The organism is Bradyrhizobium sp., assembly GCF_030654605.1.
Classification (GTDB): domain Bacteria; phylum Pseudomonadota; class Alphaproteobacteria; order Rhizobiales; family Xanthobacteraceae; genus Bradyrhizobium.
Window position 1 is genome coordinate 28,518 of record NZ_JAURXB010000258.1, and the last position, 21,516, is coordinate 50,033.

The window sequence follows — 21,516 nt, forward strand, 5'->3', positions numbered from 1 at the left end:
CCAATTAGGCTAGTATGATCACGGCAGGAAATGGCCCGGGCTGGTGCAACGAGCCCCGGGGCACGGGATCAGTTTTTGAGGGAAATCAGATGCGTATTGCGGCAGGTTTGATCTTTGCGGGCGCGGTTGCGCTGTGTGCAACGGGCGCCGCATGGTCGCAGGCCCCCGCCGCCAAGGGTGCGGCTCCGCAAGCGCCAGCCCCTGCTCCCGCCGCAGCACCCGCTCCTGCCCCGGCGCCGGCGAAGGCCGCTTGCGCCAATCCCGACGCGCTGGGCATCGGCCGCATCGTGGAAATCGACACCACCGGCGGCCCCGGTTTCGGTTTCGAGCATTTCAAGCAGCTGGATTTCCTGCGCGACAAGGAAGTGGTGCTGACATTCGACGACGGCCCGTGGCCGGTCAATACGCCTTCGGTGCTGAAGACCCTGGCGGAGGAATGCACCAAGGCGGTCTTTTTTCCGATCGGCAAACACGCGTCCTATTATCCCGAGATCCTGAAGCAGGTGGCCGCCGCCGGACACACGGTCGGTTCGCACACCTGGTCGCACGCCAACCTCAACAACAAGAAGCTGACCGAGCCCCAGCGCAAGGAAGAAATCGAAAAGGGTTTCAGCGCCGTGAAATGGGCGCTCGGCGCCGCGCCCGCGCCGTTCTTCCGCTTCCCGGCCCTGCAGCATCCGCCCGAAATGGTCACCTATCTCGGCGAGCGCAACATCGGGATTTTCTCCACCGACCTCGACTCCTTCGACTTCAAGGCGAGCAAGGCCCAGACCATCATCGACAACGTGATGAGGAAGGTCGACAAAATGGGCAAGGGCATCGTCCTGATGCACGACTTCCAGAAGCACACCGGGGAAGCCCTGCCCGAGCTGCTGCGCAAATTGAAGGCCGGCGGCTACAAGGTCGTGCATATGAGGGCCAAGGCGCCGGTGATGACCATCGCGGAGTTCGACGAGAGCGTCATCAAGGACATGAAGCTCCCGACCGTCAGCAGCCGCCCGCTGAACAGCGTGGTGCAGACGATTTCGGAATAGCACTGACAGCGCGAGACCACGCGGATGTCGGAACTGCGCATCGATGGCTACGTCATCGTGTCCGCCGACGGCATGCTGGCGAACGCCGACGGCGTGATGCCGAACGAACTGAAATTCGAGGGCGACAAGCGGTTCTTCAACGCCGCACTCGATCGGGCCGATCTGATCGTGCACGGTCGTAATTCTTACGAGGATCAGCCGAACTCACCGAAGCGAAAGCGGATCATCGTGACCCGGTCGACCGGCGCGCTCGCGCCCGATCCTTCCAATCCCAAGGCCACCTTGTGGAATCCCGCCGGAGCCTCGTTCGAGGCCGCCTGCGAATACGCTGGCGTCCGCGCAGGCACCATCGCCGTGATCGGCGGGCCTGTTGTCTTCGAGATGTTCATGGACCGCTACGACACGTTCTGGCTGTCGCTGGCGCCGCGGGTGAAGCTGCCGGGCGGCGAGCCGTGCTTCCCCGGCGTGCCCGCACGCTCACCGCAAGAGGTGCTGGCCGCACATGGCCTGACTGCCGGCGAAGCGCGAATGCTCGACCCGGCCGACGGCGTCAGCGTCACGCCGTGGCGGCGGGTTGCTCAGACATCGCCATAGGCCGGCTCCGGCGTCTGCGACGAGCGGCCGTAGCCGGCGATGATGAACAGCGCGCCGATGATCGACAGGTTTTTCAGCGCCTCGACCAGCATCTTGCCATCCGATGGCGACGCTTGATTCCAGAAGTCATGAAAATAGAAGGTCGCCGCGCCGACAAAGAAGATCAGCAGAATGGCAAAGAACCGCGCGCCGAAATTGAGCGCGATCATCAAGCCGGCGATCACCTCGAAGGCTCCGACCGCGATGGCGAGCATCTGCGGCATCGGCATCCCCGTGATGCCTTCGAGTTGCGTCACATAGGGCGCGATCAGCGCCGGCAACGTCGCCACGACCTTGGCAGCGATGGCATCCGATGTGGCCTGGATGCCGAAAAGCTTGGCTACTCCCGAATAGATAAAGAGCACGGCGAACAGGATTCGCCCGAAAGTAACAAACGCTGGCATGATTGGCCTCGTTGAATGCTGCAAATACCGAAGTCGCGCCGGCTGAGCGATTATGGGCGCTCCGCCGTGGCTTTTCAAACGCTCAAATCAATTCCGCAACCCGTCGACCGCCAACGGAGCCGGCTTGTTTTCGGCAGGGTCTACCCGAACAGGCTCGGTTGCTGGCGGCCGGCACGTTCCTGGGCTTCGACGGCGGCGACCGCGGTCATGTTGAGAATGCCGCGCGCGGTCACCGAAGGGGTGAGAATATGCGCCGGGCGCGACGGACCGATCAGGATCGGGCCCACCGGAAGCGCGTCGGCCAACACCTTGATCATCTGATAGGCGACGTTGGCGGTATCGAGGTTCGGCATGATCAGGATATTGGCGACGCCTTCCAGCTTCGAATGCGGCAGGATCAGTTTTCGCGCGGTTTCGGATAGCGCGGTGTCGCCCTGCATTTCGCCGTCGGCCTCGATTTCCGGATGGTTCTGCTTCAGAAGCGCCGTGGCGCGGCGCATCTTGCGTGAGGAATCGGTGTCGTAGCTGCCGAAATCGGAATGCGAGACGAAGGCGACCTTGGGCTTGATGTTGAAGCGCTGCACATGGATCGCCGCCAGCGCCGCCACCTCCGCGAGCTCCTCGGCGCTCGGGTTCGGCCTCACCTGGGTGTCGGCGATGAAATAGGCGCCCTTGCTGGTGATCATCAGCGCCAGTGCGGCGAAGTCGCTGACACCGGGCATGAAGCCGACGATCTCGCGGACATGGCGCAGATGGCTCATGTAACGGCCTTCGACGCCGCAGATCATGGCGTCGGCTTCGCCGCGCATCACAGCGAGAGCGGCGATCACGGTCGCGTTGGTGCGCACCACCGTGCGCGCCGCATCGGGAGTCACGCCGTGCCGGCCGGCGGCATCGATATAGGACTGTACATAGGACCGGTAACGCGGATCGTCCTCGGGATTGACGAGGTCGAAATCCTGACCGGCCTTGATGGACAGGCCGAACCGCTTGATCCGCGCCTCGACCACCGACGGACGTCCGACCAGGATCGGCCGCGCCAGCTTCTCCTCCAGCACGACCTGGGTCGCGTGCAGCACGCGCTCGTCCTCGCCTTCGGCATAGATCACGCGGACCGGCTGGGTCTTGGCCTTGGCGAACATCGGCTTCATGACGAGGCCGGAACGGAACGCGAAGCGCTCGAGCTGTGCGCTGTAGTCGTCGAAGTCGGCGATCGGTCGCGAGGCCACGCCCGACTCCATCGCCGCCTTCGCCACCGCCGGCGCAATGCGCAGGATCAGCCGCGGGTCGAACGGACTTGGGATCAGCGAGCCGGGTCCGAACCCCTGCGCTTCGCCGCTGTCAAAACCGGGGGCCACTGCATCCGACGGCGGATCGCGTGCCAGCTGCGCGATGGCATCGACCGCGGCCTTCTTCATCTCCTCGTTGATCGCGGTGGCGCCGACGTCGAGCGCGCCGCGGAAGATGAAGGGAAAGCACAGGACGTTATTGACCTGGTTGGGAAAGTCGGAGCGCCCGGTGCAGATCATCGCATCGGGGCGCGCCTTGCGGGCCTCGTCCGGCATGATTTCGGGGGTTGGGTTGGCCAGCGCCATCACCAGCGGCTTGTCCGCCATCGCCTTGACCATGTCAGGCTTCAGCACGTTGGGCGCCGACAGCCCCAGAAAAATATCGGCGCCGCCGATCACTTCCGCCAGCACGCGCTTGTCGGTCTTCTGCGCATAGACCGACTTCCAGCGGTCCATCAGCGTGTTGCGGCCTTCATGCACCACGCCGTCGATGTCGCAGACCCAGATATTCTTGCGCTGCGCGCCCATCGAGACCAGCAGATTGAGGCAAGCGATGGCAGCTGCGCCGGCGCCGGAGGCGACGATCTTGACGTCAGCCAGCTTCTTGCCGTTGAGCAGCAATGCATTGGTGATCGCAGCGGCGACGATGATGGCGGTACCGTGCTGGTCGTCGTGGAATACCGGGATCTTCATGCGCGCCTTGAGCTGCGCCTCGATCTCGAAGCACTCCGGCCCCTTGATGTCCTCCAGATTGATGCCGCCGAAGGTCGGCTCGAGCGCGGCCACGGTCTCGACCACACGCTCGACGGTGTCGGCGGCGATTTCGATGTCGAACACGTCGATGCCGGCAAATTTCTTGAACAGCACCGCCTTGCCTTCCATGACGGGCTTCGACGCCAGCGGACCGATATTGCCGAGGCCTAGCACCGCAGTGCCGTTGGACACGACGGCGACCAGATTGGCGCGGATGGTCAGGGATGCGGCTTCTGCCGGATCGGCTGCAATGGCCATGCAGGCCGCCGCCACGCCCGGCGAATAGGCCAGCGCGAGGTCGCGCTGGTTGGCGAGCGGCTTGATCGCCTGGATCTCGAGTTTGCCCGGCCGCGGCAGCCGGTGGTAAGCCAGCGCCGCGGATTGCAGATCTTCAGAATGGGACGACATTGGTTTCCCCCGGCGGCTTTCCTTGACCCCGAATTCAGACTTCGGTGATCGGAGGTGAGCTAGTTTTTGTCCGGCAGATTGAGCCGGATGTGCAATTCGCGCAATTGCTTCGGCGCCACGTCCGACGGCGCTCCCATCAGCAGGTCTTCGGCCCGCTGATTCATCGGGAACAGCGAGATTTCGCGCAAATTGGTGGTGCCGCAGAGCAGCATGACGATGCGGTCGACGCCGGCCGCCATGCCGCCATGCGGCGGCGCGCCATACTGGAACGCGCGGTACATGCCGCCGAAACGCTCGACCACGTCGCTCTCGCCGTAGCCGGCGATCTCGAACGCCTTCACCATCGCCTCGGGCCGGTGGTTGCGGATGCCGCCGGAGGCGATCTCGTAGCCGTTGCAGGTGATGTCGTACTGGAACGCCTTGATGGTCAGCGGATCCTGGGTCTGCAGCGCCTCGAGGCCGCCCTGCGGCATCGAGAACGGGTTGTGCGAGAAGTCGATTTTTTTCTCTGTCTCGTCGTATTCGTACATCGGGAAGTCGACGATCCAGGCGAGTTCGAACCGATCCTTGTCGATCAGGTTCAATTCCTCGCCGAGTCTTGTTCGCGCGAGCCCCGAAAACTTCCAGAATTTTTCCGGGTCGCCGGCGACGAAGAAGGCGGCATCGCCTTCCTTCAGGCCCAGGGCATCGCGGATCGCGGCGGTCCGTTCCGGGCCGATGTTGTTGGCGAGTGGACCGGCGCCCTCGCCGCCCTCGCGCCACATGATGTAGCCGAGACCGGGCTGGCCCTCGCCCTGCGCCCAGGAGTTCATCCGGTCGCAGAACGCGCGTGAGCCGCCGCCGGTGCCGGGAATGCCCCAGACCTGGTTCTTGGGGTCTTCCAGCATCCGCGCGAACACCTTGAAGCCGGAGCCGCGGAAGTGTTGGGAGACGTCCTGCATCACAATCGGATTGCGCAGATCCGGCTTGTCGCTGCCGTATTTGCGCAAGGCCTCCGCGAACGGGATCCGCGGCCATGCCTTTGTCACCGGCTTGCCCTTGGCGAACTCCTCGAACACGCCCGTAACAACCGGCTCCATTGCAGCAAACACGTCGTCCTGCGTCACAAAGCTCATTTCGACGTCGAGCTGATAGAACTCGCCCGGCAAGCGGTCGGCGCGCGGGTCCTCATCGCGAAAACACGGCGCGATCTGGAAGTAGCGGTCGAAGCCCGACATCATCAGCAGCTGCTTGTACTGCTGCGGCGCCTGCGGCAGCGCGTAGAACTTGCCCGGATGAATCCGCGACGGCACGAGGAAGTCGCGCGCGCCTTCCGGCGACGAAGCGGTCAGGATCGGGGTCTGGAATTCGAAGAAGCCCTGCTCCTTCATCCGCTTGCGCATGGAATCGACGATCGCGCCGCGGGTCATGATGTTCTGGTGCAGCTTGTCGCGGCGAAGGTCGAGGAAACGGTACTTAAGCCTTATGTCCTCAGGATATTCCTGCTCGCCGAACACGGGCAGCGGCAATTCGGCGGCCGGACCCAGCACCTCGATCTCGCTGACATAAAGCTCGACCATGCCGGTCGGCAAATCCGGGTTGTCGGTGCCTGCGGGCCGGCGGCGGACCTTGCCGTCGATCCGCACCACCCACTCCGCGCGCAGCCTTTCGGCGTCCTTGAAGGCCGCGGAATCCGGATCGACCACGCATTGGGTGAGCCCGTAATGGTCGCGCAGATCGATGAACAGCAAGCCGCCATGGTCGCGGATACGATGGCACCAGCCCGACAGCCGAACCGTCTGGTCGATTTCGCCCTCACGGAGCGCGCCGCATGTATGTGACCGGTAGCGATGCATGGTATTCCCAAAAACAGATGTCGGAGAGGTCGAATCGAGGCCAAAAGCCCCGTCCGAGGAGGGTCAGGGTTTACCCGACGCGGTCAGGCGCGGCAACCGAATGCGGGGTCGATTTTGGCCGCCGAAACCGGCGTCGGGAGCGGAAAAGCAGACAAAAAACCGAACCATCCGCGGGCAATGGCGCGAGGACGATTGTCTATTCCCCTCGCGCGCCTATCTTGAAGCCCATGACGGTCCATTTCCCCTTCCAGAACACCTATACGGCGCTGCCGGCGAGCTTCTTTGCCCGGGTGGTGCCGACCCCGGTCGCCGCCCCGCGCCTGATCAAGCTGAACCGGCCGCTGGCGGTGCATCTCGGCCTCGATCCTGACCTGCTCGACAGCCCCGAGGGAGCCGAGATCCTGGCCGGCAAGCGGGTGCCCGAAGGCGCCGACCCGATCGCGATGGCCTATGCCGGCCACCAGTTCGGCCATTTCGTGCCTCAGCTCGGCGACGGCCGCGCGATTTTGCTCGGTGAAGTCATCGATGCCGAAGGTGTGCGCCGCGACATCCAGCTCAAGGGAAGCGGCCCGACGCCGTTTTCGCGCCGGGGCGACGGCCGCGCCGCGCTCGGCCCAGTGCTGCGCGAATACATCGTCAGCGAGGCGATGGCGGCACTCGGCATTCCCACCACGCGATCGCTCGCCGCCGTGATCACGGGAGAGAACGTGATGCGCGAGATGCCGTTGCCCGGCGCCGTGCTGACCCGCATAGCCTCCAGCCACATTCGCGTCGGCACCTTCCAGTATTTCGCGGCGCGCAGCGACACCGAGGGCGTGCGGCGGCTGGCCGATCACGTCATCGCCAGGCACTACCCGCAGGCCGCAGAGGCCGAGCGGCCCTACCGCGCGCTGCTCGAAGCCGTGATCGCGCGGCAGGCCGATCTGGTGGCGCGCTGGCTGCTGGTCGGATTCATCCACGGCGTCATGAACACCGACAATTCCTCTGTTGCGGGCGAGACCATCGACTACGGCCCCTGCGCCTTCATGGATCACTACGACCCCGCAAAAGTGTTCAGCTCGATCGACGAACAAGGCCGCTACGCCTATGCCAACCAGCCGCGGATCGCGCTCTGGAACCTGACCCGGCTGGCGGAATGCCTGCTGCCGCTGTTGTCGGACGACAAGGACAAGGCCATCGAAGACGCCCAGGCTATCCTCGGCGAGTTCGCGGAGCGGTTCACGTCGGCCTATCAGACCGGCCTGCGCCAGAAGATCGGCCTGTTCACGGCCCGCGACGGCGACGAGGCGCTGGTGCAGGACCTGCTGGACGGGATGGCGAAGAACCAGGCCGACTTCACCCTGACCTTCCGGCGCCTGAGCGACGCCGCGCTCGATCCGGACGGCGATACCGAAGTCCGGCAATTGTTCGCCGATCCATCAGCCTATGACGAATGGGCCGGACGCTGGCGGCAACGGATTTCCGGGGAGCCGCAGACCCCCGCCGAGCGGCAGGCTGCGATGCGGTTGGTCAATCCCGCCTTCATTCCAAGGAATCACCTGATAGAAGCGATGATCGAAGCCGCAGTGAACCGCGACGATTTCGCGCCGTTCGAGGAAATGCTGACGGTGTTGGCAAGGCCGTATCAGGACCAGCCGGCGTTTGCGGGCTACGCCGATCCGCCGGAGCCGCACCAATGCGTGCTGCAGACGTTTTGCGGGACATGAAAGCCTTCGCCGTTAACCCAGTTTTTTAAAAGCGCATGCACCATCCGATCGCGCAACTGGGCCTGCGGTTCCACAAATTAACAATCAGTCAACGGGTTCCCTACAAGTCTAACGGCCTGGCTGGGGGAACTATCGTGTTTGACGTATTGGTATTCGAGTTCATGGGACTAGCGATGCTGGCGCTCTGCATCATCGTGCTGGCCACTCCCTCGCAGCGGCGGCGCCCGCGACGTGTCAGCGACTACTGACGGATCCATTCCCGGACGGTTGCATTTGACCTTGGCGGCCGCCCGCAGGCGTGTCCCGGCGGCCCTGAGTCCCTGCCGAAAAATCCCGGCCGGGCCAAAATGCAAGGCATGAATTCGCCGCAAGACCCTTGACATATCAGCGCTTTCGGCCGAACGCGTCTCAAAAGCGTTATGGACCGTTCATGGATCTGATTGCCACCACCTCCGACCTTGCCGCGGTATGCGCCCGGCTCGCGAAACACCCGGTCATCACCGTCGATACCGAGTTCCTGCGGGAGACCACCTACTATCCCCTGCTCTGCGTGGTCCAGATGGCGAGCGCCGAGGAAGCGGTGGTGATCGATACGCTGGCCCAGGGGCTCGACCTCAAGCCGTTCTTCGATCTTATGGCTGACGAGAAGGTCCTGAAGGTCTTCCATGCCGCCCGGCAGGATATCGAGATCGTCTGGCACCAGTCCGGCACCATTCCGCACCCGATCTTCGACACCCAGGTGGCGGCCATGGTGCTCGGCTATGGCGATTCCATCGCCTACGACCAATTGGTCGAGCGCATCTGCGGGCATCGGCCGGACAAGACCCACCGTTTCACCGACTGGTCGCGCCGGCCGCTCTCCGCCGAGCAGATGCACTACGCGGTCTCCGACGTCACCCATTTGCGCGAGGTGTTCGCGGCCCTCGACGCCGACCTCAAGAAGCGCGGCCGCAGCGAATGGGTGAGCGAGGAAATGGAGGTCCTGACCTCGCCGAAGACCTACGACTTCCACCCCGAACGTGCCTGGGAGCGGCTGAAGACGCGGGTGCGCAAGCCGAAGGAGCTGGCGGTGCTGATGGAGGTCGCAGCCTGGCGCGAACAGGAAGCGCAGAGCCGCGACGTGCCGCGCAGCCGCGTGCTGAAGGACGACGCAGTCGGCGATATCGCCACCCATGCGCCGACCAGTCTCGAACGCCTGGCCAATCTGCGCTCGCTGCCGAAGGGCTTCGACCGCTCGAAATGGGGCGCCGACATCGTGGCCGCCGTGCAGCGCGGCCTGGCGCGCGATCCGGCTTCGCTGCCGAAGATCGAAAAGCCGCGCGGCAATTCAAATGGTGCGGCGATCGTCGAGCTGTTGAAGGTGCTGCTGCGCATGACCTCGGAACGCCACGCCGTTGCCAGCAAGATCATTGCCACGGTCGGCGATCTCGAAGACATCGCCGCGGACGATAACGCCGACGTACCCGCCCTGCACGGCTGGCGCCGCGAATTGTTCGGCGAAGCGGCGTTGTCGCTGAAGCAGGGCCGACTGGCGCTGGCGATCGAAAAGGGGCGCGTTATTCGGGTCGATCGCGCCTAGTCGGACTTTCGATGTGTAGTGGCCTGACCCGCGCTTGATGCCGGGACCAAGGCGCCTTCGCTGCCCAGGCGACCTCGATTTGGTGCTTCCGCTCGCTACTGTGATGCCGGTCACGAACGAGACCTGAAATTTTTGAAAAAGTGCCGTTTGATGATACGCTTTGTGCTCAGGCTCACGGTGGACACCTATGCGCCAATTGGGGGTATTTCTATTTCTTTTTTGGGCCAGTCTGGCCTTCGGCTCCCCGGCCCTCGCCGAGAAGCGGGTGGCGCTGGTGATCGGGAATTCAGCCTATCAAAGCGCTCCCAGGCTTTCCAATCCCGCCAACGATTCCGAGGCGATCTCGGGGATGTTGAAGGGGGCCGGGTTCGACGTGGTCGAACACAAGCGGGATCTCAAGGCCAACGAGATGCGCCGTGCGCTGCGCGATTTCTCGGATACGGCACGGAATGCCGATGTCGCCATCATCTATTTTGCCGGCCACGGAATCGAAATCGACGGAACAAATTATCTGGTGCCCACGGATGCGATGCTCGAGCGTGACATCGACGCCTTCGACGAGGCTGTCCCGCTCGAGCGCCTGCTGTCCGTCATCCAGCCGGCGAAAAAACTTCGGCTCGTCATTCTCGACGCCTGCCGCGACAACCCCTTCGCCAAGGTCATGCGGCGCACCGTGGCTTCGCGCGGTATCGGTCGCGGGCTGGCCAAGGTTGAACCTGACAGCCCCAATACCCTGATTGCATTCGCGGCGAAAGGCGGCTCGACCGCGCTTGACGGCGACAGCAGGAACAGCCCATTCACCTCATCGCTGGTCAAACATCTTCCGAGTCCCGGGCTCGACCTGCGCAAGGCGTTTGGCTTTATTCGCGACGACGTATTGAAGGTAACAAACAACAAGCAGGAGCCGTTCATCTACGGCTCGCTGGGCGGCGATGACTTTGCACTCGTGCCCGCTTCACCGAGCCGTGACAGGCCTGCGCCGGACGCATCGGCGTCGATCAAGGGTGACTACGAACTGGCCGAGCGGATCGGCACGGAAGAGGCCTGGGATTCCTTCATTTCAACGTACCCCGATGGATTCTATGCGAAGCTCGCGCAAGCGCAGCGCAACAAATTGTTTGCAGAGAAGACGCGGCTCGCCGCGGTAGAGAAGGCGCGCTTTCTGGAAGCGGAGCGGGCCAGGCTCAGGGCCGAAGGCGCCAGGGCAAGCGCCCAGGCTAAAGCGACAGCCGACGCCAGAGCGGCGGAGGAAGCGCGCATCGCCGCCGAGAAGAGAAAAGCGCTGGAGGACACCAAGCTCGCAGAAGCCGAGCGAGCGAAGGAGCAAACGCTCGAGGAGGCGCGGGTCGCTGCCGAAAAGAAAAAGCAACTCGATCGCGAAAAGGCGGCCGAGCTCGAGCGACACAGGATGGAAAGAGAAGCCAGGGCTGCGGTCGATGCCCGAATCGCGGCAGAGAAAGCCCGCGCCGCGGCCGAAGCCGAAGCCGCGCAAGAGCGGCTTGCCCTGGAAAAGGCAAAGGCGCTGGTCGAGGCAAAGGCCGCCGAAATTGCTCGCATAAGGGCCGATGCCCAGGCCAATGAGAAGGCAATTGCAGAAGCAACGGCGGCGCGCGAAGCGCTGGCCGCCGAGCGACAAAAAGCACTGCAGGAGACGAGAGTGGCCGTTGCGGAACGGTCCCGGGTCGACGCCGAGGTTCGGGTCGAGGAAGCCCGGACAAAGGCAAATTCAGCCGAGGCGCTCAGGCAAGGATTGCCGGACGGAAAACCGATCGGGCCGCTGGCTGCCTTGAACCCTGCCGGCGATTCGGACGCAAGTATGCGTACGGGCGAAAATGTCGTAAGGCTCCTGCAGACGGAGCTGCGCCGGGTCGGCTGCGGGAGCGGTCCGATCAGTGACGATTGGAATGCCTCGGCGAAAAAGTCGCTGCGATCGTTCAACGCGAGCGTCGGCGGGATGGTTGACGTCGAGGTAGCAAGCGTTGATGCACTGGAGCTGGTTCGCAAGAGGACCGGCAGAGTGTGTCCAGTCGTTTGTGATTACGGATACCGTCGCGACGGCGATGCATGTGTGAAAATCGTTTGCAAGGAAGGTTACGAACTCGCTGACGACAATTCGTGCGAGCGAACGACCCGCCAGAGGGCGAAACGCAAGGACGCGCCGGTGCCGGCATCCATTGCGCCGAAGCAAAGACCTTCCGATTCGCCGATGCCTGCTCCTCAGGGCGCGCTAAGGCGCGCCGATATCGCGGCTGGTGCAGGCGGCTATCGGAAATGTATGGGTGCGCTACCCGGATGCTATCAGCGTGCAATAAGAAGAATGACACCCGATGCGGCTCAGATCTGGTGCAATCGAAAGCCGACATGCTGATGCCCGTCATCACCCATATCGCGTACCGCGAAAAGAGCTCCGCGAAGTTGATCCGTCGCGGAACGTGGCTGGTAATCATGCTCGCCAGCTTGTTTGCGACCGCGTTTCCCGCCCTCGCCGACAAGCGGGTTGCGCTGGTGATCGGGAATTCGGCCTATCAAAGCGCTCCGAAGCTTTCCAATCCAGCCAACGACTCAGAGGCGATGTCCGGGACGTTCAAGGCGGCCGGCTTCGACGTGGTGGAGTTTAAACGCGACCTCAAAGCCAGCGAGATGCGCCGCGCGCTTCGCGATTTTTCGGATACGGTGCGGGATGCCGACGTCGCCATCATCTATTTTGCCGGCCACGGAATCGAAATCGACGGGACGAACTACCTGGTTCCCAGCGACGCGGTGCTCGAGCGCGACATCGACGCGTTCGATGAGGCCATTCCGCTCGAGCGTCTTCTGTCCGTCATCGAGCCTGCCAAAAAACTTCGGCTCATCATTCTCGACGCTTGCCGCGACAACCCTTTTGCCAAGAGCATGCGGCGGACCGTCGCTTCACGCAACATTGGGCGCGGGTTGGCCAAGGTCGAACCCGGAAGCCCCAACACCCTGATTGCGTATGCCGCGAAGGCTGGCTCGACTGCGCTCGATGGCGACGGCAGGAACAGCCCCTTCACCGCGGCGCTGGTCAAACACCTTCCGAAGCCGGGCTTGGACTTGCGCAAGGCGTTCGGCTTTACCCGCGACGAAGTGTTGAAGGTCACGAACAACAAGCAGGAGCCGTTCATCTATGGCTCGCTCGGCGGCGAGGATTTTGCACTCGTCCCGCCCCCCGCTGTTCAGCGAGACCCAGCTCAGGCGGTCCGCGGCGACTATGAACTGGCTGAGCGCGTGGGTACGCGGGAAGCCTGGGACTCTTTCATCGCCACTTATCCGGACGGCCTGTATGCAAAACTCGCGGGCGCGCAGCGCAACAAGCTTGTTGCTGAACAGTCACGCCTTGCCGCCGTCGAGAAGGCGCGCCGGTTGCAGGAGGAGCAGGCGCGGCTTGAGGCGGAGAGCGCCAGGGCGAGCGCCGAGGCAAAAGCGGCTTCCGACGCCAGGGCTGCAGAGGAAACGCGAATTGCAGCGGAGAAAAGAAAAGCGCTGGAACAGGCAAAGCTCGCCGAAGCGCAGCGAGCAAAGGAAAAGTCCGTGGAAGAAGGGCGGCTCACAGCCGAAAGGAGAAGCAAGCTGGAGAACGAGAAAGCCGCCGAAGCCGAACGGGCCAGGTTGGAAAAAGCGGCCAGGACCGCCGAGGATGCCAGGATCGCCGCCGAGAATGCCCGCGTCGCGGCCGAGGCCAAGACCATGAGGCAAAAACTGGCGTCGGAGAGAGAAAGGCTCCTCGCCGAAGCCAAGGCCGCCGAGGATGCCCGTATTCGGGCCGAGGCTGCAGCGAAAGCTGCGGAACAGGCCAGAGCCGCGGCGGCAAAACTGGCTGCTGCCGAGGAAGCAAAGGCCGCGCGGCGGCTCGATGAAAAACCGACGGAATTGGCCGCGCTTGCACTGCCCGGTCAGGCCGCCGATGGGGCCGGAGCGCCGAGTTTGAATCCGGACTTGGTCAAGTCCCTGCAAGCCCAGCTGCGAAAGGTGGGTTGCAGCACAGCCTCCGCAACGGGCGAATGGAGCGCCCCGGATCAACGGGCGCTTGCCCTCTATAACAAGAACGCCAACACCAGATTCGATACCAGGGTCGCCAGCCTCGACGCGCTGCAATCACTGCGCGATCAGACGACGCGAATATGTCCATTGATTTGCGAACGGGGATTCAAGATCGACGGTGACTTCTGCGTGAAGATTACCTGTAAGGAAGGTTACGAACTGTCGACCAACAATTCCTGCGAACGCGTGATTGTCAAGAAACGAAAAAAAGAATCGCCCGGCGTCGAATCCGGTCCAGCCCGGGCAAGGCCGCCTGCTCTCACCACGCAGCCGGCGCCGGCTCAGACGAAGCCGAACACGTCACAGAGCGTGGGGGCAATTTATTCGAAATGCAGAGCACAGGCCATGGCGGCGGGCCACGGTGGCGCCGGACGAGACAGGTCGGGTGCCAATTTCGGAAGGATCGATGCCTGCATTCGAAATGGCGGAAGAATTTGAACTTCATGCCTGCTACGGCAGTGGCGAGGCGTGCGGGCGCGCCGCATCGGGTCATCAAGATCGTGACGAGTTCTCATCACCCTGAGGAGATCAATTCCGAGCCAGTATTCCAGTCCGCTTTCCGCTCAAGCGCCACCTGCCCTATCGAGCCTTCTTTCGGCCGCAGTCCCATCGCAACCGTCACACCGAAATCACCGCATTGGCTTCGATCAGCTCGGCGCTGTCGACGATGCCGGCGAAATTGCCGACCACATTGACGACCGCCAGCTTGTAGGAAGCCGCGTCGCCGATCCCCTGGCGCCGGCAGGCCACGGCGTCGCTGACCACCTGATAGCGGTGGCTGCGGTGAAACCCGTCGACCACGGTCGACAGAATGGTTTCATCGAGGGAGAAACCCGACACCACGCAGCGCATGCATTTCATGTTCGCCATGTATTCGGCGAACCGCGACGAGCTGTAGGCCGACGGCAGCGGATGCTCGAACGCAAGCTCTCCGGGCCTCGGCTTCAACTCGGCGATCCAGTCCGTCAGGTTCGATGCCGGATTGAACCACGCGGCCTGGGCAATTCGCTTCAGGTGGATGATCGGCCAGAGGTTGCCGCGCCACAGCGTCATCAATTCGCGGCAACGCGCCGTGATCGCCTCGGCATCGGCGATGACGTGACGGCGGCCTTCGGTGAGATACTCGGTCTGCAGATCCGCGCAGACCAGGATCGGTGGATCGTCGTGGATCGAGACCGCCAGTTTGGGATGGCTCATCATCGAAACTCACACCGTGCGCAGCGGCGAGGTCACGGCGCGCCCCGCTGAAATGTCGAGAACGCCGGGCCTGTCCCAGTCGCCCTCCGGCCGGATGATCACGTAGGGATCGCTGTCGAGCGTGATGGCGTCGGCGCCGGGCTCGATGTCGAGCACCATCTCGGTATAGGAAAAATCGGAAAAGGTGATCTTGCGGTTGTGGCCGAGCGGCTTGGCGCCGAAATGTGCCCAGAAGTCGACCAGCCGGTCCTGCGCCTGGCCGTAGATCTTCTTGAATCCCTTGCGCTTGACGTAGTCGACGCTGGCCTGCACCAGCTTGAATGACACGCGCGAGCGCCGGAACTGGTGGCGTACGGCAAGACGCTCGACCTTGGCGAACTCGCCGAAAAACCGCACCCGCAGGCAGCCGGCCGGCTCGGTTCCGACAAATCCGAGGAAGTGCGCTGCTACCAGATCGTTGCCGTCGAATTCCTCCTCGATCGGGCAATCCTGTTCGGCGAGGTAAACTGCGGAGCGGATCGCGGTCACCAGCATCAGGTCGTTGGGGTCGCGCGCGATGCGAACCGTGATCGAGCGCGATGGCGTCTTGATGGCAGCTGGAATGTTAGTGCCGTGCATCTGCAAAGCTCCTCACCGGTTGGGTTGTTGGCGCGTTCAACGGGACACGGTTCCAGGGGCGCTGGTAGCGCCAGAGTTCGTGCTGGTGGCTCGGGATCGGTTCGAAGCCGATCGCGATCATCAGATTGCGCCCGTCCGCACTCGAGGGTTGGGCGTAAAGATCGGCCGGCGCCAGCCGCGGCTGGGAAAGATGCGTCGATACGTTGCCCAGTCCGGCCATCGCCCTGCCCTGCCCGGCGATCGCCCAGACATAGATCGCGGACACCGGCTCGGAGGAGCCGGCGAGCAGTCCAATGTCCGGGTGCGTCAGACTCATGTCGTTGAGAATGAGCGCATCGTGGCCGCGGCTGTTGAGATAGAGAAATGCCACCGCTCCAAGCAGTTTGCCTTTTCGACTAAATGTAAGAATGCTGCCGGGATCGAAGGTGTAATATCGCTCGAGGTCAGGTTCCGTAATCTGAACTCCCGGGACCAGCCGATTTGCCATGTGGGCAAGCGCCCCAAGCTCGGAACGCAGCGCGGTTTGCACCGCGATCTCCGCGCTCCTGGGCAGCAGATCGAAATCGCGCTTTGCGGCCAAAGTGGCCCTTTCCATAATCGGGTCGCGCATCTATCGTCGCTCCTGCCTCTGGGTGAGCACCATACCGGGCAGGGATTTGGGGTATGCAGCAACTATTGCACCGGGGTGCTGCGGTGACGCAGCACCGGAATGACCAAGTTCTGGATGCGTCCTGGGATGATCTTCGATCGTTTCTGGCCTGCGCGAGATACAAGAGCTTTCGCAATGCGGCAGAGGGACTTGGCCTCACCAGCACCACGCTGATGCGCCGGATCGACCGGCTCGAAGAGTCGATCGGCTGCAAATTATTCCTGCGCGACCAGAGCGGCCTGACGCTGAGCTCCGAGGGCGCGGCGATGATCGGCGACGTGATGGAAATGGAACGTCACGCCTTCAACATTTTCCGGCGCGCGGCGCAGACGGACGATACCGCCGGCACGGTCCGCGTCGCCGTCACCGAGGGCCCCGGCAATTTCTGGATCCTTCCGAGGCTGATCGACTTCCAGAAAACCTACCGCAAGATCACCGTCGACCTTCGCTGCGCGATGGAGCAGGCGGACGTCGCCCGGCTGGAGGCCGACATCGCCATCCAGCTCGAGCGGCCGACCAACCCCGATCTGATCGTCACCAAGCTCGGCCGGCTTCACATCTATGGTTTCGTTTCGGAAGGATACCGCAAGCTGCACGGCGTTCCCACGCTTGCCGACATCAGGAACCACCGGCTGGTGATCCAGCATGCGCCGCAGGTCGACGATTCCGCCTATGCAAGGGTGCTGGGACTGACGTCGCTGGAAGGCATTGTCGGGATCAAGACCAATTCGAGCATCGGCGTTCTCTATGCCGTGGAGCGAGGCGCAGGAATGGGTTTCCTGCCGACATCGTCCGTAGCACTGGGAGCGGACCTGGTCCCCGTCGATCTCGGCGTCCGCCACCACGCCGATCTCTGGCTCACCTACCACAAGGAGTTTCGCAACTCCGACCGCCACAAGATCGTCATCGACTGGCTGAAGAAGATATTCGACCCGAAAACCTATCCCTGCTTCAAGGACGACTTCATTCACCCTGATGACCTCGTGCCGCTGATGGCGGCATCGCGCGCGAATTTCGGGCTTCAGGGATACGTCGCTGCGGGGCCCGCCTGACCGGGCAATCAGGCGCGGGGGACGCGCGCTGTAAACTGCGCCGCTACCATTTGAGCTCGAGGCCGAGCGTGCCCTGGTGCGACCGCATCGCCGCGCGATACTTGGCGTCATAATTGAGGTAGAGGCGCGCGGTGTTGCTCAGGCTGAGCGAAGCGGAGGCGCCGGCGTCGGCACCATAGCGGCTCTCGCCGATCCCCTGCACGACGACGCTCTGGGCGCCGAGGCTGACCGTGACCGAGTTGAAATTCTGCGCGACATTGTCGACGAACTTGCCATAGGCCGAGACGTCGAAAATCTTCTGATCGAAAATCCAGTAGCGTCCGACTTCCGCCCCGATCAGCAGCCGCGCGCGCTCCGCCGTGGCGCCTGTCGCCATCACCGGATCGAGGCCGCCGGTCTCCTGCAGCGATCCGGTGGAGGCGCGGACATATTCGAACGCGGCCTTCGGCACGATGCGGCTCTGGTCGGAACTCCAGTAATAGCTGAGTTCGGTCAGGGCGCCACCGAGGCGGGCGTTATAGCCGGCGGTTGCGAAGCCGACCCCGGTGTCGCGGCTTGAATTGACCTTGCCGAAACCGTGGACCAGCGCGATGGCCCAGGTCCACGGCCCCTTGTCGACCGAGGCATTGAACCCGAACTGGGTGAGATCGAGCGTTGCCGACTGCAATGCCAGGGGAATGTCGATGGCGGTGTGACTCTGATCGACGGAGAATCCGACATTGACGCCGGACGCGACGCGCGCCCCTACTCCGACGACGCCGCCATAGGTGCGGCGGCGATCGCCGACAAAGTAACCCAGCGGACCGGTCGTGGCGGTCAATCCGTAACCCTCTGCCCAGCTGCGAAACCGGGGCGCTTCCGTGCTCTCGGAAGCGCCGCCGCCGCCGGGATTGCTGCGCATCGCCTTGCCGAAACCGGACGTCGCCCGGTTGCCGAGGCGTTCCAGAAAATTGCTGCCGAGGTTGGTGACGGTCGAGCCGGCCGAGAAATTCGAATTGATCACCGTCGGGGTCGGGCTGGGGGTCGGTGAAGGTGTCGGGGTCGGTGTCGGGGTTGGCGTTGGGCTGGGTGACTGGGCCTGCGCCGGGGACACAGCGGCAACGGCAAGGAGCAAGGCCATCGCCACTAGCCGCACACGATGGCGGCCGGGCCCCGTCTTATTTGCTCGCCAGGGCGATGGGCAGCGCATGAAGTCCAATCCAGAATAAGAGCGCCAGTTCGAGAAAAATCCCTAAATCCCCATTGGCCCAAGCCGATTTGCGCTGAGTTCACCGGGAGCGTCAATCGGTCAGGCTGCCCGGCAGCCGCCGATTGCCGGGCGTTGTTGTTCCGCTGCCACAGCTGGCCAGCGGCAATCCCTTACTCCGACCAGATTTCCTGAGCCGTGCCAGAGGCTTGCTAACGCGACAATTTCGTGTTGCAATATCAGGCACAATCGGATCTAGGCCGTTCGACTGTGCGTTTCGCGACGATGAAGTTCAAGACTCGGAAATTCAGCAGACTTCCGGAAGCCCGTTTGTGGCGTGGCACGCGAAAAGCGTGGCCGCGTCTTTTTTATGTCTAGAGCAGGAGACAGGCGATGCAGAAAGGCACCGTCAAGTGGTTCAACCCGACCAAGGGTTATGGGTTCATCAAGCCGAATGCCGGCGATAAGGACGTGTTCGTCCATATCTCGGCGGTCGAGCGCGCCGGGCTCTCAACCCTCAACGAAAATCAGGTTGTCGAATATGACCTCGTGGAAAATCGCGGCAAGAGCTCCGCGGAAAACCTGAAGGTCTCATAGACTTCGTCACGATCTGCGCAAGCAATCATGATGCACCCCCGGCTCGCGCCGGGGGATTTTATTTGCCGCTCGAAGACGTTTCAGCCTGCGAGCATCCGGCGCTCGCGCGCCCGGATCAGGCCGACCACCGTGTCGTTGACCGGCGTTGCCACCCCGAGCGGCTTGCCGAGCCGCGGGATCGCGCCATTGATGGCATCCACCTCGCAGCGGCGGCCCGCATTGTAGTCCAGCAGCATCGACGGCCGCGCGTCGGGAATCTTGCCGCCGAGCTTCTTGATGTGCTCGATGGGATCGCCGACGTCGAGCCGGACACTGGAAGCTTTTGCTACGGCGACCGCCTCCTCGGCGCAGCCACGCGCCACGCTCCAGGCGTCGGCGTCGTCGAGGATTTGCCCGATGGTCAGTCCGGTGATGCAGGAGCTACCGGAAAACGCGACATTCATGATCAGCTTTTCCCAGACCATCTGCTTGATGTCGTCGAACAGCGCGACCTTGAAGCCGGCCGACTCCCAGATTTTTCCCGAGGCTTGCAGCAGCTGTTTCGGCAAGCCGGCAAAGGCGCCGAAGCGGATCATCTCCATGCCGTTGTGGTGGGCATGGCCGGGTGCCCGTATCGACGCCCCGAATCCCCCGACCACGCCGACGGCGATACGATCGGCGCCGAGGATAGGCGCGGCGATCTCCGGCGAACCCAGACCGTTCTGTATGGTTTGCACGATCGTCTCTGGACCCAGCAACGGAAGACAGGACCGCGCCGCCGCCTCCACGTCGAAGGCCTTGGTGGCGATGATGACGAGGTCGCACGGCCCGATACCGTCGGTCGTTGTCGAGGCATGAATCGGCACTGTGCGGTCGCCGCTGGCGCCCTCACAGCGCAGGCCTTTGGAGGCCATCGCCTCGGCGTGATCGGGCCACAGCGTGACGGCGTGGACCTCATGGCCTGCATCGACCATCAGCGCGGCATAGACCGATCCCATGGCGCCACAGCCGACTATCGCGATCTTTGCCATCTCTGCTTTCCCTTCAAGCCCAAGCCTTTCAAGCTGAAGCCTTTCAAGCTGAGGCCTTTCAAACTGAAGCCTTGCAGCCGGCGATGTCGCCGAGCTCCGGATAGAATCGCGCGGCCATCCGACCGACATAACGCCTCAGATTGTCGTGGCTCGCGGCCGCCTGCTGCAGCGGCGACTCGAATAACGGGCACATCGAACTGATGACGAACGCAAAAATGGTGGCGTCCGCTCCGGTCGGCTCATTGCCCATGAAGAACGGCTTGCTTCCGAGGTAGTCGGCGATGGCCTGCAGCGAACGCGATCCCAGTTCGGCGATCTCCGTCGCGCTGTGCCGTCCCATGCCGTGGCCGTGCAGGGATTTCTTGACCTTGCGCCGGACGATCGCGACGACCAGCGGACGGATGATCGCGGGCGCGGCCTTGAAGAACTCCCGCGGCCCCCTCTGGAAGTTGGCGTCATCCATCCAGCGGGCATGGACCATGGCCCAGTACAGGTTGTCTTCGGTCATCTTCTCGAATGCCCAGGCGATCGCGCGTTGCTCGCTCGTCAGGCCCTGGTCGAAATCGACCTTGTACTTCTTTTCGAGGTGCCAGCGGATCAGGGTGGAATCGCCGAGCAATTCGCCGTCATCGTCGATATAGGGAATCTTGCCCTTGGGTGCCTTTGAGAAACTCATCGGCGCTTTCTGAAACGGCAGCTTCGAAATCCGCAACAGGGTTTCGGCTTTGGTGACGAAAGGGCTGGCGTCGGGAAGTCCGAAATTGGGACCGGAACCGAACAAGGTAATCATGGGAGCTCCCGATATCGGCGGCACAAAGCAATGAACTCGTAGCACCGGAGGTGCTGAATTATCCAGCCGTGGGCGAAATCAGCGTACCGTCGGGGTCCGCGTTTGCCGACGTCTTGCAGATGTCGCCTTCGAGGCGCGCCCGGCCGCTGGCGAGCAGCCGCAGCGCATCGGGATAGATGCGGTGTTCGATTGCGAGAATTCGCGCCGCCAGCGTCTCCGCGGTGTCGTCGTCCGCCACCGCAACCGCCCCCTGCATCACGATCGGGCCGGCATCGGTTTCCGGAATGACGAAATGCACGGTGGCGCCGGAAATCTTCACGCCGGCGCGCAGCGCCTGGCCGTGCGGATCGAGGCCCGGGAACGACGGCAGCAGCGAAGGATGGATATTGAGCATCCGGCCATGCCAGCGCTGCACGAATTCGGCCGTGAACAGCCGCATGAAACCGCCAAGGCAAATCAGTTCGACGCGGTGCTGGTCCAGCGCCGCCTGCAGCACCGCCTCGAACGCCGCGCGGTCCTTGCCGAACGGCTTGCTTACGATCGTAACGGTCGGAATGCCGCCGGCCTTCGCCCGTTCGAGCCCGCCGGCGTCGGCGCGGTTGGAAATCACCACCGCGATCTCGGCAGGAAAATCCTCTGCCCGGGCAGCTTCGATCAAGGCGGCCATGTTCGACCCGCGCCCGGAAATCAGGATGGCGACCCGGCGCTTCATGACCT

At 63.2% G+C, this 21,516-nt stretch carries 18 protein-coding genes; 8 read left to right on the forward strand and 10 right to left on the reverse strand.

Annotated elements, in window-relative coordinates; translation table 11 throughout:
• Positions 1-89 precede the first annotated feature (89 nt).
• Together Q7U29_RS23220 and Q7U29_RS23225 are read left to right on the forward strand one after the other, a co-directional pair.
• Positions 90-1,034, forward strand: coding sequence for a polysaccharide deacetylase family protein (locus tag Q7U29_RS23220; protein WP_304745201.1), 945 nt, complete (start codon positions 90-92; stop codon positions 1,032-1,034).
• 24 nt (positions 1,035-1,058) lie between these two features.
• The gene (locus Q7U29_RS23225; protein WP_304745203.1) at positions 1,059-1,628 is read left to right on the forward strand and encodes a dihydrofolate reductase family protein; all 570 of its coding nucleotides are present in this window, start codon (positions 1,059-1,061) and stop codon (positions 1,626-1,628) included.
• Here the strand turns inward: Q7U29_RS23225 and Q7U29_RS23230 are convergent.
• The 3 genes from Q7U29_RS23230 to aspS all read right to left on the reverse strand — a co-directional run bounded on the left by Q7U29_RS23230 (position 1,613) and on the right by aspS (position 6,356).
• Positions 1,613-2,071, reverse strand: coding sequence for a DoxX family protein (locus Q7U29_RS23230; RefSeq protein WP_304745204.1), 459 nt, complete (start codon positions 2,069-2,071; stop codon positions 1,613-1,615). The genes Q7U29_RS23225 and Q7U29_RS23230 overlap by 16 nt on opposite strands.
• A gap of 140 nt (positions 2,072-2,211) precedes the next feature.
• Positions 2,212-4,521, reverse strand: a complete 2,310-nt coding sequence (locus Q7U29_RS23235) for an NADP-dependent malic enzyme (protein ID WP_304745206.1) — start codon at positions 4,519-4,521, stop codon at positions 2,212-2,214.
• A 59-nt stretch (positions 4,522-4,580) separates the two neighbouring features.
• Entirely contained in the window at positions 4,581-6,356 is a 1,776-nt protein-coding gene (gene aspS / locus Q7U29_RS23240; RefSeq protein ID WP_304745208.1) for an aspartate--tRNA ligase, read from the reverse strand.
• Positions 6,357-6,583: 227 nt separating this feature from the next.
• Between aspS and Q7U29_RS23245 the strand changes: the two genes are divergently transcribed.
• The 4 genes from Q7U29_RS23245 (at position 6,584) to Q7U29_RS23260 (ending at position 14,138) form a co-directional block, all read left to right on the forward strand.
• On the forward strand, positions 6,584-8,062 hold the full coding sequence (locus Q7U29_RS23245) for a YdiU family protein (RefSeq protein WP_304745210.1): 1,479 nt from the start codon (positions 6,584-6,586) through the stop codon (positions 8,060-8,062).
• Between the two features lie 430 nt (positions 8,063-8,492).
• Positions 8,493-9,641, forward strand: coding sequence for a ribonuclease D (gene rnd / locus Q7U29_RS23250; protein WP_304745211.1), 1,149 nt, complete (start codon positions 8,493-8,495; stop codon positions 9,639-9,641).
• 187 nt (positions 9,642-9,828) lie between these two features.
• Entirely contained in the window at positions 9,829-12,009 is a 2,181-nt protein-coding gene (locus Q7U29_RS23255) for a caspase family protein (protein ID WP_304745213.1), read from the forward strand.
• Between the two features lie 77 nt (positions 12,010-12,086).
• Positions 12,087-14,138 carry a caspase family protein gene (locus Q7U29_RS23260; protein WP_304745334.1) on the forward strand — a complete coding sequence of 684 codons (2,052 nt, stop codon included), beginning with the start codon at positions 12,087-12,089 and terminating at the stop codon, positions 14,136-14,138.
• Between the two features lie 180 nt (positions 14,139-14,318).
• Here the strand turns inward: Q7U29_RS23260 and Q7U29_RS23265 are convergent, their stop codons facing one another.
• The 3 genes from Q7U29_RS23265 to Q7U29_RS23275 are packed head-to-tail and all read right to left on the reverse strand — an operon-like array spanning position 14,319 to position 16,125.
• The gene (locus Q7U29_RS23265; RefSeq protein WP_370691814.1) at positions 14,319-14,900 is read right to left on the reverse strand and encodes an isochorismatase family protein; all 582 of its coding nucleotides are present in this window, start codon (positions 14,898-14,900) and stop codon (positions 14,319-14,321) included.
• 6 nt (positions 14,901-14,906) lie between these two features.
• The gene (locus Q7U29_RS23270; protein WP_304745217.1) at positions 14,907-15,515 is read right to left on the reverse strand and encodes a GNAT family N-acetyltransferase; all 609 of its coding nucleotides are present in this window, start codon (positions 15,513-15,515) and stop codon (positions 14,907-14,909) included.
• Complete coding sequence (locus Q7U29_RS23275; RefSeq protein ID WP_304745219.1) at positions 15,502-16,125, reverse strand: hypothetical protein; 624 nt, start codon at positions 16,123-16,125, stop codon at positions 15,502-15,504. The genes Q7U29_RS23270 and Q7U29_RS23275 overlap by 14 nt, the downstream gene beginning before the upstream one ends.
• Before the next feature lie 53 nt (positions 16,126-16,178).
• On the opposite strand from Q7U29_RS23275, the gene Q7U29_RS23280 reads away from it, so the two are divergent.
• Complete coding sequence (locus tag Q7U29_RS23280) at positions 16,179-17,216, forward strand: LysR family transcriptional regulator (RefSeq protein WP_304745221.1); 1,038 nt, start codon at positions 16,179-16,181, stop codon at positions 17,214-17,216.
• A 43-nt stretch (positions 17,217-17,259) separates the two neighbouring features.
• On the opposite strand, the gene Q7U29_RS23285 is transcribed toward Q7U29_RS23280, so the two are convergent.
• Complete coding sequence (locus Q7U29_RS23285) at positions 17,260-18,405, reverse strand: autotransporter outer membrane beta-barrel domain-containing protein (RefSeq protein WP_370691815.1); 1,146 nt, start codon at positions 18,403-18,405, stop codon at positions 17,260-17,262.
• A gap of 390 nt (positions 18,406-18,795) precedes the next feature.
• Here Q7U29_RS23285 and Q7U29_RS23290 point away from each other — a divergent pair, with 390 nt between their 5' ends.
• A complete protein-coding gene (locus tag Q7U29_RS23290; RefSeq protein ID WP_265078814.1) occupies positions 18,796-18,999 on the forward strand; it encodes a cold-shock protein in 204 nt (67 codons plus the stop codon).
• An 80-nt stretch (positions 19,000-19,079) separates the two neighbouring features.
• On the opposite strand, the gene Q7U29_RS23295 is transcribed toward Q7U29_RS23290, so the two are convergent.
• From Q7U29_RS23295 to purN, 3 genes are read right to left on the reverse strand one after another with little or no spacing between them, the layout of a single operon-like run.
• On the reverse strand, positions 19,080-20,009 hold the full coding sequence (locus Q7U29_RS23295) for a ketopantoate reductase family protein (RefSeq protein WP_304745224.1): 930 nt from the start codon (positions 20,007-20,009) through the stop codon (positions 19,080-19,082).
• A 58-nt stretch (positions 20,010-20,067) separates the two neighbouring features.
• Complete coding sequence (locus tag Q7U29_RS23300; RefSeq protein ID WP_304745226.1) at positions 20,068-20,799, reverse strand: glutathione S-transferase family protein; 732 nt, start codon at positions 20,797-20,799, stop codon at positions 20,068-20,070.
• 58 nt (positions 20,800-20,857) lie between these two features.
• The gene (gene purN, locus Q7U29_RS23305) at positions 20,858-21,511 is read right to left on the reverse strand and encodes a phosphoribosylglycinamide formyltransferase (RefSeq protein ID WP_304745228.1); all 654 of its coding nucleotides are present in this window, start codon (positions 21,509-21,511) and stop codon (positions 20,858-20,860) included.
• Positions 21,512-21,516: the final 5 nt, after the last annotated feature.

Excerpts from the sequence above, each read along its gene's own strand:
- Q7U29_RS23260 (WP_304745334.1), top strand. The coding sequence starts at position 12,087 with ATGCTCGCCAGCTTGTTTGCGACCGCGTTTCCCGCCCTCGCCGACAAG.
- Q7U29_RS23265 (WP_370691814.1), bottom strand. The coding sequence starts at position 14,900 with ATGATGAGCCATCCCAAACTGGCGGTCTCGATCCACGACGATCCACCG.
- Q7U29_RS23255 (WP_304745213.1), top strand. The coding sequence starts at position 9,829 with ATGCGCCAATTGGGGGTATTTCTATTTCTTTTTTGGGCCAGTCTGGCC.
- Q7U29_RS23230 (WP_304745204.1), bottom strand. The coding sequence starts at position 2,071 with ATGCCAGCGTTTGTTACTTTCGGGCGAATCCTGTTCGCCGTGCTCTTT.
- Q7U29_RS23245 (WP_304745210.1), top strand. The coding sequence starts at position 6,584 with ATGACGGTCCATTTCCCCTTCCAGAACACCTATACGGCGCTGCCGGCG.
- aspS (WP_304745208.1), bottom strand. The coding sequence starts at position 6,356 with ATGCATCGCTACCGGTCACATACATGCGGCGCGCTCCGTGAGGGCGAA.
- Q7U29_RS23270 (WP_304745217.1), bottom strand. The coding sequence starts at position 15,515 with ATGCACGGCACTAACATTCCAGCTGCCATCAAGACGCCATCGCGCTCG.
- rnd (WP_304745211.1), top strand. The coding sequence starts at position 8,493 with ATGGATCTGATTGCCACCACCTCCGACCTTGCCGCGGTATGCGCCCGG.
- Q7U29_RS23235 (WP_304745206.1), bottom strand. The coding sequence starts at position 4,521 with ATGTCGTCCCATTCTGAAGATCTGCAATCCGCGGCGCTGGCTTACCAC.
- Q7U29_RS23225 (WP_304745203.1), top strand. The coding sequence starts at position 1,059 with ATGTCGGAACTGCGCATCGATGGCTACGTCATCGTGTCCGCCGACGGC.
- Q7U29_RS23220 (WP_304745201.1), top strand. The coding sequence starts at position 90 with ATGCGTATTGCGGCAGGTTTGATCTTTGCGGGCGCGGTTGCGCTGTGT.
- Q7U29_RS23295 (WP_304745224.1), bottom strand. The coding sequence starts at position 20,009 with ATGGCAAAGATCGCGATAGTCGGCTGTGGCGCCATGGGATCGGTCTAT.
- Q7U29_RS23280 (WP_304745221.1), top strand. The coding sequence starts at position 16,179 with ATGCAGCAACTATTGCACCGGGGTGCTGCGGTGACGCAGCACCGGAAT.
- Q7U29_RS23275 (WP_304745219.1), bottom strand. The coding sequence starts at position 16,125 with ATGCGCGACCCGATTATGGAAAGGGCCACTTTGGCCGCAAAGCGCGAT.
- Q7U29_RS23290 (WP_265078814.1), top strand. The coding sequence starts at position 18,796 with ATGCAGAAAGGCACCGTCAAGTGGTTCAACCCGACCAAGGGTTATGGG.
- purN (WP_304745228.1), bottom strand. The coding sequence starts at position 21,511 with ATGAAGCGCCGGGTCGCCATCCTGATTTCCGGGCGCGGGTCGAACATG.
- Q7U29_RS23300 (WP_304745226.1), bottom strand. The coding sequence starts at position 20,799 with ATGATTACCTTGTTCGGTTCCGGTCCCAATTTCGGACTTCCCGACGCC.
- Q7U29_RS23285 (WP_370691815.1), bottom strand. The coding sequence starts at position 18,405 with ATGCGCTGCCCATCGCCCTGGCGAGCAAATAAGACGGGGCCCGGCCGC.